Here is a 16,029-nt window from a genome sequence, read left to right as displayed (position 1 = left end):
GTATCCCCTCGCAATCCACTCGACTATAGAAGCTGGCTTCGTGCAGAGCCGTATTCCCAGCCCGCTCCGTAGCCTCACCCCGCGCCTGCTGGTTCAGCAGCAGCGTGACGACTGGGGAGCGACGTACTGTCTCAGCCAGGGTCAGGAGAGGTGGCGGCGACCCTGCCTGCTAATGTCGATGCCATCGTCCGTAATAAGGCCGATAATATCGTGACCCCCAGCCGAAGGGCCGACCGTAGAACGGAGACCCATAGAGCCAGGGACGTCCGAGGTAGAGGCCAAACCCTACTGATGGGTATCCGTAGAGCAAGCCGGGTGAAATGTAGTTGTAGGTGGCCGCCGAAGAGGATTGCTCGGCCATCTGGCGTTGCAGGTCGGCGGTCGTGGCATTCTGTCGATCCGCCTGCTCTTTCAGCTGTCCGACGGCGCGTTGCTGGACACGGACATCCGCCTCCAGTTGTGAAATTTTGTCTCGTTGAATATCGATAAACGCCTGCAGGCATCGGGTATGTGCGTCACCCGTATAGCCTGAACATTCCCAGGGGCCGGACGAGTCGGCGGCATAAGCAGGAAGGGCAAGGAGAACTGCGCTGAGCCCGAGTGTGATTGAGGTGGCCCAGTGCCGAGGGGATCTGAAGAGATTGGTCATACGGCGTACCATAACCCTCCTCTCAGGCTAGCTATTGATAGCGTAGCATGGCTTCACCGGCGAAGACTAGGTGGCTCCCGAAAAAGGTCGCCAATCGCACACTCGCATCGTTTGTACACATCCTGCAGATGATTCCGGCGCAGACAGCATACGTGAACTGATCGCGCCGATCACTCCCCTCCAAACCCGAGTTTCCCCATGCGTGCTCGCGTGGGCGTTCATGTGACGAAACGAGCTTCTGCACCATCGGTTGACAGCGGGCGTCCATTCACACGCGACTTGGCTGCGATGGTGTGTGTGCCCGTCGAAGAATCGTCCGGGATATAGTGCTCGCGCGTGCGACGAGTCCGGGGACGTGGGCCGTTCCGTCCTGGCTAGGCCGGCACTTTGTGCAGCGGCTTGTGCCTGGAGAGTTGGCACGAGGGGGTAAAGGGGTTGCAGCGCAGTCGATGGATCTTGATCGTCCGAAGTTTCTCTGCGCTCGCCGTGATTCTCGGCTCGGGAGGCCGCTCGCCGTTCACGAGTACCGGAAACGACGCGAGCGTCGTCAGGACGCAGATCGAAAGGACTGCTATCACCCAGGCGAAGTAAAGAGAGTAGCGCATGGCCTATACGTACCATAGTGAGATGGGAAGTCAATGAAACGATCGTTCTGTGACACATGTTTTCGTTGCGTGAGATTCGGTGCCACCGAGATTCCGGAAGATTCCGTAGTCGGTTTCAGCAGTTGCTATCGTGTCGGTATTGACGGACACTAGGCGCACGGCCTGCGGATTCCGCCGGCCCTTACAATTCCCGCAAGGAGGACTCCCCATGAATAGGATGTCGATTCCCACCGCGACCATAGTGTTGGCTCTGTTCGGTCTTGTCTCCATCGGCTGGGCTGGTGAGATGAAGGCGAAGATGGAAGAGATGAAGGGCGATGCGAAGGCGAAGGTCGAGGAAGTGAAGGGCGAGGCGAAAGCCGCCGTCGAAGAAGCCAAGGGCAATAAAGTTCAGGCTGGAGTGGAGCGCGCCAAGGGCAAGGGGAACGCAGCCATGGAGAAGGCCAAGGGCAAGGTCAATGAATTGAAAGCGAAGACGGAATAGTGCCGTTCTGCTGATGCGCGCGACCGGCCTGCGCGTGTGGATGACACATGCGCGGGCGGTCCCGCAACCGCGATCCTGCGGTGCTCCCTCTGGCATTGCGCAGACGCTGCTTCGCCGGTACAATCTGCCCCGCTCCTCACCCGCCGATGGGTGCGGCCTCACCGACGCGTGAACAGTCTCATGCTGCTATCCTTCGTGATTCTCTACCTTGCCTGCTCGGTCGGGATCGGGCTCTACGCGGCGACCCGCGTGCATAATGCCAAAGACTTCGCCGTCGCCGGGCGCTGTTTGCCGCTTCCCATCGTGACCGCGACGGTATTCGCAACCTGGTTCGGCGCCGAGACGGTGCTCGGCATCTCCGCCACATTTGTCAAAGACGGGCTGCGCGCCGTGGTGGCCGATCCGTTCGGATCGAGTCTTTGTTTGATTCTTGCCGGATTGTTGTTCGCCCGCCGGCTGTATCGGCTCAACCTGCTTACCATCGGAGACTTCTATCGGCTGCGGTACAACCGCACGGTCGAAGTGCTCTGTACCCTCTGTATCGTCGCGTCGTATCTCGGGTGGGTCTCGGCCCAGATCAAGGCCATGGGGCTGGTCTTCAACGTCGTGACGGATGGAGCCGTGAGCCAGCCGGTCGGTATGGTGCTGGGAGCGGTCATTGTCCTGACCTACACCGTGTTCGGGGGCATGTTCTCAGTGGCGATTCTGGATTTTGTGCAGATTACCATCATCATGGGGGGCATGCTCTACATCGGTTCGGTGATCAGCGGGTTAGCCGGCGGGGTGGAACGGGTGGTCACGCATGCGGCCATGGCGGGCAAACTGGACTTTTTTCCGCCGGCGCGGATGGATGCGTGGATTCCGTTCCTCGGCGCGTGGGTCACGATGATGTTCGGCTCGATTCCGCAGCAGGATGTGTTTCAGCGCATCACCTCGGCGCGGGATGAGCGCACGGCGGTGCGGGGATCGGTGCTGGGTGGGACGCTGTATTTCTTTTTCGCCTTCGTGCCGATGTTTCTCGCCTACTCGGCCACATTGGTCGATCCGGCGCAGGTGGCGCAGCTGCTTGAACGGGATTCCCAGCTCATTCTTCCGACCCTGATTGTGCAGCACACGCCGATCGCCGCGCAGATCGTGTTTTTCGGCGCGTTGTTGTCCGCCATCATGAGCTGTTCGTCTGCCACGCTGCTCGCGCCGTCGGTTGCGTTCAGCGAAAATATCGTCAAGGGCTGGATGCCCACGATCAGCGATCAGGGCTTGTTGCGGGTGATGCGAACCGTCCTCGTCGGGTTTGCGGCCACGGTGCTGCTGTTTGCGCTCAATTCAGAGGCCAGTATTTTTAAGATGGTCGAAAGTGCCTACAAGGTCACGCTGGTGGCGGCTTTCGTGCCGCTGTTGGCCGGTTTGTACTGGCCAAGGGCTACCACGCAGGGCGCGATATTGGCGATCATTGCCGGACTCGGGACCTGGTGTGGATCAGAGCTGACCGTGACGCTCGATCAGATCTGGCCGCCGCAGCTGCTGGGGGTCCTGGTTGCTGCTGTGGGGATGGTGGCCGGGTCGTTGCTGCCTCAATGGATCGAGCATCCGGCTGGATTAGAAGCGTCTGCGGGGCCGTAGCCCTCTTTCGTAGCCGTCGATCCTCTGCGTCGGTCTCGGCCCGAAAAAATCCTCAATGTCTTTCGGCGAGTCTGCGTCCGATTTTTCAGGATCTGCGGCCTCGCATTCTGCCGGGTGGTGCAAGCGCAACGCTGCGCATGCGTTGATGGGCGTGTTTTGCACAACCATCGAGTGTTCCCGTGTCCAGCTAGGCCGGCGAGACGGACTGGAGGATCTCGCGCACCACGCGGATCAAGTCCTCGGGCGAGAAGGGCTTCTGCAGAAATGTGGTCTGGCCTTGTGCTTCATCCCCTGTGACGGGTGGATTGTCGCTGTACCCGGACATGTAGAGGACTTTCAAATCGGCAAAGTGGCTTCGGAGGCGCATGGCCAATTCTTTGCCGTTCATGCCGGGCATCACGAGATCCGTCAGCAGCAGGTCGATGTGTAGGGCGTTTCGGCGGATGAGATCCAGGGCCTGAAACCCGTCCTCTGCCTCATGCACGGTGTAGCCATGCGTACGCAGAATGTGCTGCGTCAGCAGGCGCACCGCCGGCTCGTCTTCCACGAGCAGAATGATTTCTGTTCCCGTTTTGTGGTCCGGCTCCGCCTCAACCGGCGGAAGGGAGGTGTGCGGGGGGACGACTTCCGGTAGAAATACGGTCATGGTGGTGCCCTGGCCCACCGCGCTCTCCACGGTGATGGTTCCGCCGCTCTGGTGCACGATTCCATAGACCGTGGAGAGGCCGAGACCGGTTCCACGGCCCGGCGGTTTGGTTGTGAAAAATGGCTCGAAGATCTTGGCCTTGGTCGCCGGGTCGATGCCGGTTCCCGTATCGTGCACCCGCAGACGCACATAGGTACGGGCGGTACGCGTATCATGATCCGGCCCCCAGACTTCTTCCCGGGAGACCTGGCGGGTATCGATGGTCAGGGTGCCTCCATGCGGCATGGCGTCACGGGCATTCACGGCCAGGTTGAGCAAGACCTGTTCGAGTTGGACGGCGTCGGCCTTGACCCAGAGCGGCTGCGGGTCAAGTTGGAGGACGATCGTAATGTGTTCGCCGATCAGACTCTTGAGCAAGGTCATGAGATCACGAATAACCCGGTGAAGATCCAGCGAGACCGGGTGCAGCATTTGCTTCCGGCTGAACGCCAGTAACTGTCCTGTGAGGGCGGCACAGCGTTCCCCGGCGCCCTGAATCTCCTGTACGAAATAGCGGGCCGCTGAATTCTGATTCAGTTCCTGGAGCAGCACCGCGCTATAGCCGAGTATCACGGTCATGACGTTATTGAAGTCGTGCGCCACGCCCCCGGCCAATCGCCCGACGGCTTCCATCTTTTGCGCCTGCCGCAACTGATCTTCCAGTTCTCGGGCTTCCGTAATGTCTTCGGTGATCCCGCTCAGACTGTCGACTTCCCCCGTAGCGGTGCGGTGGACGACCATCCGGTCATGAATCCATCGGACCTGTCCGTCCGGCCGCACGATCCGATACAGCAGCTGCAGATCGCGTCCGGTCGGATTGGCAATTTCGGCATCGTAGACGTCGCGGACCACTTGCTGGTGGTCCGGGTGGATCAAGTCTCGCCAGAGCTTCGGGTTTTCGTAGAATCGCGAGGCCGGCAATCCCCAGATCCGTTCAAAGGCCGGATTGACGTACACCACCTGGGACGGATTCGCCTGTGCAAACCAGACGCCCTGGTTCAGGTTGTCGGTGAGATAATTGAACCGCTTTTCGCTCGACAGGCGTGCGCCTTCTGTTCGGCGGTGTTCTCGGACCTCCTCCTGCAGCCGCGCGTTGGCCTGTGCCAGGTCGGCCGTGCGTTCGGTGATGCGTTGTTCCAGGTCGCTCTGGGCGGTGCGTAGGTGATCCTCAATGACGCGGCGCTCGTGAATTTCTTTGGTGATGTCCCGATTCAGTTGTTCTACTGCTTCCGTGCGGGCGGTCAGCGACCGTGCGAGGGCGACCTTCTCTATCTGTAAGCGCATCGAGGAGAGTAAGGCGCGGTTGAAATTCCAGGCCGAGTGAATGGTGGCGAGAAAAAACAGGATGGCCATCCATCCCATGATGGTATGGAATTCGTGTCCGCTGAGAAACAGGTGAGCGAGGATCGGAACGCTCAAGGGGAAGACATACCAGAGGAACAGGGGGAAAGAGACCGAGAGGACGGATACGGCCCCTGCCGCCATGCCTCCGATGACGAATAGATGGATGAGCTCATAGGCGAGCGGGAATTCTGGCGTGAGAAAGTAGACGCTGCCGCCCCATCCGAATCCCGCCAAACTGGTCGTGACCAGCATCCAGCGATACCAGTCGGCACTGTTCCACGATGCCGGACTCGTGCGCCGGTAGTTGAAGATCAAGAGCGACCGCACTCCCGCGATCATCCACAGACTCATGACCCACAGGAGCAGGGGCGTGTGTGGCGCGACGGACCATTCTACCGCTGCCAGAATGGCCGCGTTCGCAGCGCTTGCCAACACGCCGGTCGGCATGTTGCGGTAGAGCACTTGAATTTGTTGCGCGTGGAGAGTCGGGGCCGGGTCGCTGTGGGACGGGCGATCCATATGAAGGTCTCGCTCAAACGCAGGGGGACTCTACCCAGGGCATCAGCGGCAGGGGCCTGATGCGCAGGTGTCTCGTAAGTTGGCGTACTCTAGCATGAATGATCGAAGGGTGTTCATCAAAAATTAACGCGGAGATTGATGGAGCCGACATGCAATGTCGTGTGATACGTACCGTTGACGGTGGGATTCACGTTCCCGGCCACGGTTCTGCTTTCGTACAGAATGGCCTGGTAGGCCAGATCGATTCCGAGGCCTTTGGGGATGAGGGCTTTGTCCGATCCCCCGCAGGGGATGACTCCGAGAAACTTGCCGTGCCCTCGACACATGAATCCGATGCCCGTGGACACGGCATGGTTGTCGCCATCGGGGATGGCGGGGTTAAAGGTCTGGTCGGGTATCGCCTTCTGAGAATGCCAGTAGCCGGCGCGCAACGCGATGTCCCAATCGGGAAGCGGCGCGGGGTTCAGCCATTTGTATTCCGTGCCGATCATCACGGTATACCCGCTGGTCCAGTTGGCGGGTGTGGCGATGGCGAGTCCGTTTGAGAGGGTCGTGTCCAGATTGCGAACCGATTTCCAGCCGGTGTAGTCCACATCCAACTCCAGTTTCCATTCCCGCTCTTTGTCTCGGACGGGCCAGAGGGCGATGCCGCCGGTGAGGACTTGTGGCACGACAAACGTCGTACGGGCATCGGCAACACGGGAGCCGCCGGCGAGCAATTGTCCGTCCAGATGCAGGGTGGCCTGGCTCCGATAGATCAGGCCGATATTGACGAGCGGCCGCCCGTCTTCATTGCGCAGGGGGGTGTAGAGCAGGCTGGCGTTGAAGCCTGCGGCGGTGTCGTTTCCGTTCAATTCCATGCCGGTCCCGGCCGGGATGCCGAGGCCCCCGGGCCAGCGAAATTGGCGCTCGACCTGCCCTTCTCCGAAGGCGCCAGAAAACGTGTAGATGTCCGCTCCCAACCCGATTGCCAGATCCGGTAACGGTCGAAAGGCGATGGAGGGGCGAATATCGATCAATTCGAACGCGGCTTTGGTGGTCGCCGTGGAAAATGGGCCACTGTCCGACCAACGGGTCAGGGTCCCGAACGGGTTGAAGACGGCGAGGCCGACGGCGGTGCTCTCGGAGGAGCCGATGCCGAGGTCTTTGAGATTGGCCGTTATGTACAGGTTCGATGGAGGCGGAACCGCCACACTGCCGCGAAGGTCGCCGTTCGCCTGGGTGCCTGCGCCGTTTTGGAACGAGAAGCCGCCAGCGATGAGGGTGGTGCCGGCCGAGAGCTGAACCCCACGGAGTTGGGTCATGCCGGCCGGGTTGTAGTACCCGGCGGAGGCATCGTCGGCCTGAGCCGTAAATGCCGACGCCTGGCCGGTGGCTGAAGCGCTGTGATCGTAGATGCGAAAACTTCCCGCCCGCGCGGAGGGGACGACACAAACGAGGGCGACGATCAGGGCGCACCAGGCCATGGGCATGTGCGCGTACGGGGCACCCGTTCGATTCCGGCGGCGCCGCCACCGGTTTTCTTCGAGGTGCGGCGGAGGGGTTGCGAGACGGAAGGTCTGGTGTGACCCATTAGCATCAAGCAGGTGTAGAATATTCACCGTCAATGTCCTCGTGCGGATGAGTCTGTCAGTGATTCCAATATTCTGTCCGGAAATGCGTCGGGCGCGAGAGGCCAATTATGGGTGCGTCGCGTAGCGCCGATGCGTATTCTGGACGTTTTAATAGGTACAACATCTTAGAGACTTGAATTCTGGCGCTCATCTAAGGGAACGCACAGGGCTTTGTCAAGCGCGGGTGTGGGAACGCGTCAGGTAGCGGGGCGCACGCATGTGATTTCGTTCGCTGGATCGCGTATGCTCTGCAGATGGGGATAGGCCGGTGATGTTCGTCAGACGCTGGGTCGTGCGGGGGCTTCTGGTATTGGCCGGCGTCGTGCTCCTTGCCGCAGGAAGTGCGTTGGCCTATGGGCTCTACCTTTCGGCCAGTCTGGCCTTGCCGACGGGCGATGAGCATCCCCCCCGCCTGATCTACGGCGCCCCGTTTCTGTTGAAGCCGGATCTGGATATTACCTCCGCTCATCTGATCGAACGCCTCCACCAACTCGGGTATCACGCGGTTGAGACGGCCGTCCGTACGCCGGGCGAGTATCGTGTCAGCGCTGCCGAGATCGATATCTACTTGCACGAGTTTGCCGATCTTCACCTCCGGCCGGTGCCGGCCCGTCTCGTGCTCGATCAGGGGCGGGTCACCAAGGTGCTGTCGATTCAGGGGGGCGACGAGTTATTTCCCGCCTATCTGGAGCCACAATTGATCAGCGGGTTGCGCGGCGCCTCGCGGCAAGTTCGGGAATGGGTGTCGTATGACGACCTGTCGGCGCGGTTTCTCGACGTGTTGCTGGCGATCGAAGATCGGCGATTCTTCAGCCATCCGGGCATCGATCCCATTGCCGTCGGCCGCGCGGTCTGGACGAACGTGACCCGAGGGACGGTGATTCAGGGCGGCAGTACGATCACGCAGCAGTTGGCCAAGAATCTGTTTTATTCCCCGCAACGTACATTCGGGCGGAAGCTCAAGGAATCGATCGCCGCGCTGGTCCTGGAGGTGAAATACCCCAAACAAGCGATCCTCGAAAGTTACGCGAATGAGATTTATCTCGGGCAGGTCGGGTCGGTATCGATTTACGGAGTCGGGGAGGCCGCGCACCGGTATTTCGGCAAACGCGTCGATGCCTTGAGTGTGGAGGAGACCGCGCTGCTGGTCGGCATGGTCAAGGGGCCAAATACTTATTCACCCCTGAGAAATCCGGCACTGGCCAAGCAGCGTCGCGATGTCGTCCTGGGCCGGTTGCACGAACAGGGGCTCGTGAGCGACGACGCGTGGGAGCAGGCGGTGATGATGCCGGTTCGAGTGATGCCGCCGCAGGACACGTTGGCCGATGCGCCGTTTTTTGTCGACCATCTCTTAAGGCAGGTCGAAGAGACGACCGGTGCGCCGCTTCCCGATGGCGTCAGGGCCTATACGACGCTGGACCCTGTGTTGCAACGTCTGGCCACTCAGACGCTGGAGCGTGAACTGGGCAAGCTGGAAACGGCCTATCCGGCGTTGATAGGCCACAGCAACGCGGTACAAGCCGCACTGGTGGCGCTTGATCCCGCAACCGGCGGGATTCTTGCGATGGTGGGGAGTCGTGACTATCGCGCCAGCCAGTTCAACCGGGCCGTGCAGGCGAAGCGTCAGCCCGGCTCGTTGTTTAAGCCGTTGGTGTATCTTGCGGCATTGGAAGCCCGTCACGAATTGACCGGTGGGCAACCGATCACGCCAGCCACCTCGATCGTCGACGAACCGGTGACGTTTGAGTCAGGTACGGGTGTATGGGCTCCGCAGAACTACGACCATCGGTTCCACGGCACGGTGTCGCTACGGACGGCGGTCGAACAATCGCTGAATATTCCCGCCGTGAAGATCGCGCAGGCTGTGGGGACGAAGCGGATTCTTCAGATGGCGCAAAAGCTGGGGATTCGTAGCCCCTTGGCCGACAATTTGTCCATCGCCTTGGGGACCTCCGGCGTCTCGCTGTTGGAGATTACCTCGGCTTACGGGGCCTTGGCACAGGCGGGGCTCTCTGTGGCTCCCACGGCGCTGCAGGCCGTGATGACTCCGGAAGGGGATCCTGCCTGGCATCATACGCCCGTCCGGCGTCAAGCGGTGTCCCCGCAAGCGGCCTATGTCATGACGTCATTGCTCAAGGGCGTCGTCGAGCGGGGGACTGCGGCCAAGGCGAAGGCGATGGGCTTGCGCGGCATCGTGGCGGGGAAGACAGGGACGACGGATGGGTATCGCGATGCCTGGTTCGTCGGCTATACGCCGGATGTGGTGGTGGGCGTGTGGGTGGGGTTCGATGACGAAGAGGCGTTGCATTTGACCGGGGCCCAGGCTGCGTTACCGATGTGGGTAGAGTTCGTGCGTCGGATTCTCCCGGCCACTTCGCGTGACTTTGTGATGCCGCCCGCCGTGGTGACGCGCGACATCGATCCCCAGTCGACTCAGTTGGCCACCTCGAAATGCCCGCAGCGGTCGATGGAAGTGTTTATCGAAGGTACGGAACCCTCGGTCTACTGTGAACTCCACGGCAGCGGATTCTGGGAACGGGTCAAGCGCAGTTTTGGTTTTTCCTAGGTGCGCTCAAAAAGCTGGTGTAGGCTCGGCTCATGTTGGGATGGTTCTCCAGTTCATCGGACCCTACCAGGGACAAGGAGCGCGCGATGATGAAGAAGTCCGGCTTTGTGGAAAGCGATAATATTACCCTGTTGGCCAAAGGGGTCTTGCTCAGAGGCGAGATGCGGGTCGAAGGGACGGTGCGTATCGATGGGCGTTTGGAAGGCGATCTGCACACCACGGGGACCGTCGTCATCGGCGAAGACGGTGTCGTGCAGGGGACGATCACGGCCGGGACCGTCATCAGCAGCGGGAAGATCAAGGCGACGGTGCGTGCGACGGAACGGCTCCAACTGTTGAAAACCGGCATCCTGCTCGGTGAAGTTCATGCTTCGGCCTTCTCCATGGAAGACGGCGCGAAGTTTCAGGGAGTGTCGGATATGGGTGTCACCGCCTGGGGTGATGAAGCCCAGAAGCTTCCCGGCAATGTGCGAGACATTTCCTCGCAGCGCCCCAAGGCTGTCGCCATGCTCGGCGAAAACGCCTGACCGCTCACGTTCCCAGCCTGAAGCCGCGCACCCTGTGTGCGCCCACTGGTCTCGTAGGAGCCCCTCCCAGCCTGGCGGTAGTGTTCTGCTCGGGCACGATGATCGTCGGACCGATGCGTGACATCCCGGGCAGGTTCTGCTATCAACGGTGGCAACGCGTTCACTCTCCACGACTATGAATCGACAACAGATTTTTGCGGTCTGCTTTTTTGGCGTTCTGCTCGCACTGTTCTATCAGATGGGGCTGATGTTTCGCCCGTTCGTGTTTCCCGTCCTCTGGGCAGTGATTCTGGCGCATCTCTGTTTCCCGCTACACATCCGGCTCTCCGCCTGGCTCGGAGGGCGGGAATCGCCTTCAGCTGTGCTCCTGACATTGGCTGCGTTGGCGCTGGTGGTGGTGCCCCTGGTTGTCTTGAGCGTGATGTTGGTCAAGGAAGCCGGATCGGCGGAACGCGCGGTGCGTGAATGGATTGCGTCCGGCGGTGTCCAACAGTTACCCGATCGCCTGTCCGGACTGCCGGGAGGCAGTGTGGCGAGAGAGTGGCTGGAACGGATCTCGGGACGGGAAAGTGACATCGAACAATTTGTGCTGTCGAGTGCCAAGACCTTCAGTAAGTTCATCGTGGGTGAGTTGAGCGATCTCGTGCGGGACATCTTTATGCTGGTCGCCGACTTTCTCGTCATGATGTTTACGCTGTTTTTCTTCTTTAAAGACGGCCGACAGTGGCTGGCGTCGTTATATGCGCTGATTCCGCTGGAAGCCTCGCACAAGGACAAGATTCTGGCTCGCTTGGATCAGACCATTCGTGCCGTGGTGAAAGGGATTGTGCTGACTGCGATCGCCCAGGGCCTCCTGGCCGGAGCAGCCTACGCGGTGCTGGGCGTACCGTTTCCGATGGTATTGATGGCGCTGACGATTCTCCTGGCTCCACTTCCGTTTGGCGGCACGGCGCTCATCTGGGGGCCGGTGGCCTTGTACTTCCTGTGGGTCGGTGCGGTGGGCAAGGGGCTCGTGATGCTGGCCTGGGGGATCGGGGTCGTGTCCACGATCGATCAGATCCTCAAGCCGCTGTTCATCGGGCAGGGGGCACAAATCCCCGTATTGCCGCTGACCTTCAGTGTGCTGGGCGGGCTGGCGGTCTATGGAATCCTCGGATTGTTTCTGGGGCCGATCCTGGTTGGACTGTTCTTGACCGCCTTGCAGATCTACCGAGACGAATATCAGCAGCACCTTCCTGTCCCGCCTGCCGCATCGTAATCAGCTGCTGACTCGCCATCTCTATCAGTCGAGGGGAATGGTGATCGTCATGCCTCCCATCACATCGTTCAACGTGAAGTCGTGCTTGGGGCTTAACGGGTGGCTGTTGTGACACTTCACACAGGCGTCTGAGATGGCCCGATCGGAATAGATGGCTTGAAAGTACTGTTTGCGTCCACTCGCCACGATGCCAGTAAACGGACGATCGGGGGTCTGCGAAAAACTTTCCAGGGCCCGACGTTCTAGGTCGGTGGCCGGAGCATTCCGTTGGTAGATGGGCCAGAGGCTGATGAGTCGGTACCGAATCCCTCGTCCGGACTCCGCGACGAGTTTGCCCGAATGCTGAAGGAATTGAGCGGGAAGCGGCAGGGCATTTTCGTTTTCCCAATGCTCCACGGCGGACACGATACCCTTGGCCTGCATCCGGTTGACGACCTGATTCGTATAGATCGTCCGGTCGGCATCTAGGACCGCGTGCACGAAGTCCGCCACTTTTTCCGGGGGAATACCCGCGGGCGGCGCGACATCCTTCGCCTGCAACGAATAGGTCGAGGCACAGGCCAGGGCCAGTGCGAGCCACAACGGCCGCGCCCGAATGAGAGTTAGGATGAGACGCATGGCTCCTCCTTCCGTACCCCGGCCTTGTCCGCCGGCAGGGTGATGACACAGGTTGTGCCCTGGCCCTCCGAACTCGCCAGCCGAATCTCGCCGCCGAATTTCTTGATCAGCCGCTGCGCGACGGTGAGTCCCAGTCCCGATCCTTCGCCCTGTCCCTTGGTGGTATAGAAGGGATCGAAGACTTTGCCGAGATGTTGCTTGGGAATGCCGGGCCCGTTGTCCCGGATTGTGATTGTGATCAGTTCGCCCTGTTCCTCTGTGGTTAACCAGAGGTCGCCCCGCCCGTTCATGGCTTGAATGGCATTGGTGAGGACGTTGAGAAACGCCAGTCGAAGCTGGTCGGGAAGCGCCGTCACAGGCGACACCGCCACGTAATGTTTCTGGACGTTGAGGCCCAGGCATTCGTGGGAGGTTTGTGCAATGGCCAACGCCTGCTCTAATTGGGCGGTCACATCCACCGGCACGCGTTGGCTCTTCGATTCGCGGGTCGCGACTCCGGTGAAGTCCCGAATAATGGCTGCCATCTTCCGGCCATGGCCGACGATGTCTTGCGCATAACCCTTGGCGCGGGCCAGATCTTCTTCTTCCTGGATCGCCTCCCCAAGGCCGAGAATGCCGAATAACGGGTTATTCAGTTCGTGGCCGATGCCGGCAGTCAATATATCGAGGCTGCCGGACTTTTCGGCTTGGATCAACTGGTCCTGCAGCCGACTCTCATCGGTGGTATCGCGCAGTACGAGTCCGAATCGCTTGCCCGCTCCGCTCCGGCCTTCCAGCGGGAACCATTCGTAGTGATACAGGTGTGACCCGAGCCGCAATTCGCGCCGGCCTGAGGAGGCTTGGTTGCGTGTCTGATTGAGAGGATCGCGCGCTTCTTTGACGGCGGGATCTTGATCGGGGCGAGCGAGCGCCGTCACGCCATGTTCTTCAACGAGCCGCAGGTCCCGCCGTAACGCTTGGAGATGCTCGTCGTCCAGGGGAAGCACATCGAAGAGCGGGCGGCCTGACCAGGTCTGCTCCTGGGTATGGAAGGCTTCGTGAGAGGCTCGATTCATATACTGGATGAGGCCTTGCTGATCGATCATGATGATCGGCGTTGGCACTGCGTCGAGCACCTGATCCGTGGACTTTTGAAGGTATTGCACTTCCTGCGTCTTTTCTTCCACCTGGGTATTTAATCCGGCGAAGGCGGCTTCGAGTTGCGTGTTCATACGGTTGAATTCGACCGCCAGCTCTTCCAGCTCATCTCCCGTGTGGATCTGGATCGGCTCCTGCAGTTCTCCTCGTCCGATGAGGCGTGCGGCTTCCTGTAGGCGCCTGACCGGCGTCACGATCCGGCTGGCGGCGAAATAGCCCAGTGTGGCGAGCAGGCCGAGCGCGATTCCGGCGAGAACCATCATCCACATCATGAGATGCCGGATCGGTGCGAACAGCTCGTCGGAGGATTGCCAGACAAAGGTGTGCCAGGCGCCGTTTTCGAGCGAGCCGTTTGTGGCACGGCTGGTCTCGGGAAGGGGCGCGAACCCTATGATGGCGGTGCCTTGGCCGCCGTGCCCGTCGCTGTCGGCAGTGACCCATCCCGGTTGGCGTACCGTCACTTGGGGAATCAACGATGCGCTTGAAAGCTGAACGCCGGTCGGCAGGATCGGGCAGCTGAGGACCATGCCTCTGCTATCGATGAGCATCACATGGCCGGTTTTTCCGAACCGAATGGGATGAGTCGAAGGAGAGAAGAACTCCTTAGCATCGATGACGCGGTGGAGCACGCCCACCACTTCGTACCGGAGGCTATCCATGATCGGGAGGGAAATGCTGAAGACATAGGCATTGGCCTGTTCGTCGAAATGGAGATCCTCGATGTAGAGCTGGCCGACTCCCTTATTGAAGGTGCCTTTCCACCAGGCACGGTCGGCATGGGAGAAATTGGGCTTGGTCGTCAGCGCCGCAAACAGGTTGCCCTGCACATCCGTGATGAACAGCATCTTGGTGGCGGCGCGTACAACCTGCGGCAGGAGCTGGTCTGGTTCGCTCTGCGAGCCGGCATAAAAACCCTGCAAGAGGAGGGCGGTGGAATTTCCCGTCATCGCTTTGACGGCGGCCGGGTCCCGTGCCGCCCAGTGCGCCCGTTGCTGGATGAGAGCAGGAAGTGCAGCGTCCTTGCCGGAGGCGTGGAGCGTATCGCGTCGGTGTTCCAGCGCGCGCACGATATCCGGGTGGCCCGCGATGCGAGAGGTTCTGGCCACTTCCTCTGCCACGAGGAGGTCCAATTTGCGGGCGGCCTCCGTGGCCAGCGCCTGGAAGCTTTCCCCGCTGACGACCTGGATTTCTTTCGAGCCTTGCAGGAAGGCCATGGTGAGGCCGAGCAGGAGCGGGACCACGCCGACCATCAGCATCGATACGATGAGCTTGCGTTTCAGTCCCCACCCAAGGGCGTTTGAGAGAGGGCGCGATGTGGTCGTCATAGGGGCGCGCATGATATGGTCGGCTGAACCTGTGGAAATTCGATCCGGAAGGTCGTGCCGACGCCCACCTCGCTTTCGACGCAAATGTGACCTTCCATTTTCGAGATCACCGACATCACATTGTACAATCCCAACCCCGTGCCTTTCCCGGGGGGCTTGGTGGTGTAGAGCGGCTCAAAGATTTTCGAGAAGGCTTCCTTAGGAATGCCGCATCCGGTATCGCTGACTGAGGCGCTGACCCGTCCATCCGGTTCGACGGTGGTGTGAATCGTCAATGTGCCGTGATCGATGATGGCTTGGACTGCATTCGTGATTAAATTGACGAAGACGTGCAGCAGTTCGTCTGGGTTCCCCATCACGCTGGCTTCTTCCGTATAGCGTTTGACAACGGTCACGTCCTGGAGCGTCACCGCGTAACGGGCGATTCGCAGCGCTTCGTCCAGCTTGGTATTGAGGTTGACCATGACCTCTTCCCCGGAACCGTTGCGTCTCGCGTACCGGGTCAGGTCGCGACAGATAGCGCTGGTGCGTTTAACGGCCTCGGTGATGTCGCGTGCTTGTTCGTGGACGACCGCGAGGTCCTGCTCCTCTTCCAAATTTTCCGCGAGTCCTAGAATCAGCTGTAGCGGATTATTGATGTCGTGCGCGATGCCGGCTGCGAAGGAGCCCAGCCCGGCCAGTTTGTCGGCTTGGAACAATTCAGCTTCCAATTTCGACTGGTGTTGAACGAGTTTCCAGAGCAGTCTGGTGGCGGCTCCGCCGAGGACCTCGGAGCCGGGACGCTTCATGGTGTGGATGAGCGGTTCCATGGACGGATCGCCGGTCACATCCATGATGAGATTGACGCCATGGTTTTGAATGAGGTCTTGCACCCGTTCCGCGACCAGCACATTGAGGTCTCGAGCCCGCTTGAGTCCCGGAGCGGCCGGATCCTTATCTGCAATGCCGACGATTTCCACCTCCGGGATTTGGTGGATGAGATCCAGCAGCGCGATCCCGCCTTTTCCGGCGCCGATGATGGCAATTCTCGTCGCACAGAGTGTCATAGCCGCATCCCGTGGTGTATTGCGAGGTCCGGT

General features: G+C 60.3%; 12 protein-coding genes. 5 read left to right on the top strand and 7 right to left on the bottom strand.

Annotated elements, in window-relative coordinates; genetic code table 11:
- Positions 1 to 169 precede the first annotated feature (169 nt).
- Together V9G17_06610 and V9G17_06605 are read right to left on the bottom strand one after the other, a co-directional pair.
- On the bottom strand, positions 170 to 661 hold the full coding sequence (locus V9G17_06610; protein ID MEI2752257.1) for a hypothetical protein: 492 nt from the start codon (positions 659 to 661) through the stop codon (positions 170 to 172).
- Between the two features lie 362 nt (positions 662 to 1,023).
- On the bottom strand, positions 1,024 to 1,254 hold the full coding sequence (locus V9G17_06605) for a hypothetical protein (protein ID MEI2752256.1): 231 nt from the start codon (positions 1,252 to 1,254) through the stop codon (positions 1,024 to 1,026).
- 208 nt (positions 1,255 to 1,462) lie between these two features.
- Between V9G17_06605 and V9G17_06600 the strand changes: the two genes are divergently transcribed.
- Together V9G17_06600 and V9G17_06595 are read left to right on the top strand one after the other, a co-directional pair.
- Complete coding sequence (locus V9G17_06600) at positions 1,463 to 1,738, top strand: hypothetical protein (GenBank protein MEI2752255.1); 276 nt, start codon at positions 1,463 to 1,465, stop codon at positions 1,736 to 1,738.
- A gap of 180 nt (positions 1,739 to 1,918) precedes the next feature.
- A complete protein-coding gene (locus V9G17_06595; protein ID MEI2752254.1) occupies positions 1,919 to 3,358 on the top strand; it encodes a sodium:solute symporter family protein in 1,440 nt (479 codons plus the stop codon).
- Positions 3,359 to 3,545: 187 nt separating this feature from the next.
- Here the strand turns inward: V9G17_06595 and V9G17_06590 are convergent, their stop codons facing one another.
- Together V9G17_06590 and V9G17_06585 are read right to left on the bottom strand one after the other, a co-directional pair.
- Positions 3,546 to 5,906 carry an ATP-binding protein gene (locus V9G17_06590; GenBank protein ID MEI2752253.1) on the bottom strand — a complete coding sequence of 787 codons (2,361 nt, stop codon included), beginning with the start codon at positions 5,904 to 5,906 and terminating at the stop codon, positions 3,546 to 3,548.
- 116 nt (positions 5,907 to 6,022) lie between these two features.
- Positions 6,023 to 7,507 (bottom strand): outer membrane protein transport protein, encoded by a 1,485-nt coding sequence (locus V9G17_06585; GenBank protein ID MEI2752252.1) that lies wholly within the window; start codon positions 7,505 to 7,507, stop codon positions 6,023 to 6,025.
- 283 nt (positions 7,508 to 7,790) lie between these two features.
- On the opposite strand from V9G17_06585, the gene V9G17_06580 reads away from it, so the two are divergent.
- The 3 genes from V9G17_06580 to V9G17_06570 all read left to right on the top strand — a co-directional run bounded on the left by V9G17_06580 (position 7,791) and on the right by V9G17_06570 (position 11,870).
- Positions 7,791 to 10,085 carry a PBP1A family penicillin-binding protein gene (locus V9G17_06580; protein MEI2752251.1) on the top strand — a complete coding sequence of 765 codons (2,295 nt, stop codon included), beginning with the start codon at positions 7,791 to 7,793 and terminating at the stop codon, positions 10,083 to 10,085.
- Between the two features lie 86 nt (positions 10,086 to 10,171).
- Positions 10,172 to 10,612 carry a polymer-forming cytoskeletal protein gene (locus V9G17_06575; GenBank protein MEI2752250.1) on the top strand — a complete coding sequence of 147 codons (441 nt, stop codon included), beginning with the start codon at positions 10,172 to 10,174 and terminating at the stop codon, positions 10,610 to 10,612.
- 175 nt (positions 10,613 to 10,787) lie between these two features.
- A complete protein-coding gene (locus tag V9G17_06570) occupies positions 10,788 to 11,870 on the top strand; it encodes an AI-2E family transporter (protein ID MEI2752249.1) in 1,083 nt (360 codons plus the stop codon).
- A gap of 24 nt (positions 11,871 to 11,894) precedes the next feature.
- Here V9G17_06570 and V9G17_06565 read toward each other — a convergent pair whose 3' ends face one another.
- The 3 genes from V9G17_06565 to V9G17_06555 are packed head-to-tail and all read right to left on the bottom strand — an operon-like array spanning position 11,895 to position 15,996.
- Positions 11,895 to 12,488 (bottom strand): DUF3365 domain-containing protein, encoded by a 594-nt coding sequence (locus V9G17_06565; protein MEI2752248.1) that lies wholly within the window; start codon positions 12,486 to 12,488, stop codon positions 11,895 to 11,897.
- Positions 12,473 to 14,950 carry an ATP-binding protein gene (locus tag V9G17_06560; GenBank protein MEI2752247.1) on the bottom strand — a complete coding sequence of 826 codons (2,478 nt, stop codon included), beginning with the start codon at positions 14,948 to 14,950 and terminating at the stop codon, positions 12,473 to 12,475. Before V9G17_06560 ends, V9G17_06565 begins: the two co-directional genes overlap by 16 nt.
- The gene (locus V9G17_06555) at positions 14,947 to 15,996 is read right to left on the bottom strand and encodes an ATP-binding protein (GenBank protein MEI2752246.1); all 1,050 of its coding nucleotides are present in this window, start codon (positions 15,994 to 15,996) and stop codon (positions 14,947 to 14,949) included. Before V9G17_06555 ends, V9G17_06560 begins: the two co-directional genes overlap by 4 nt.
- Positions 15,997 to 16,029: the final 33 nt, after the last annotated feature.

Origin of the sequence: Nitrospira sp. (genome assembly GCA_037045225.1) — a bacterium.
GTDB lineage: Bacteria > Nitrospirota > Nitrospiria > Nitrospirales > Nitrospiraceae > Nitrospira_A.
The sequence above is the reverse complement of the archived record's forward strand: the minus strand, read 5'-3'. Positions and strand labels throughout refer to the sequence as shown.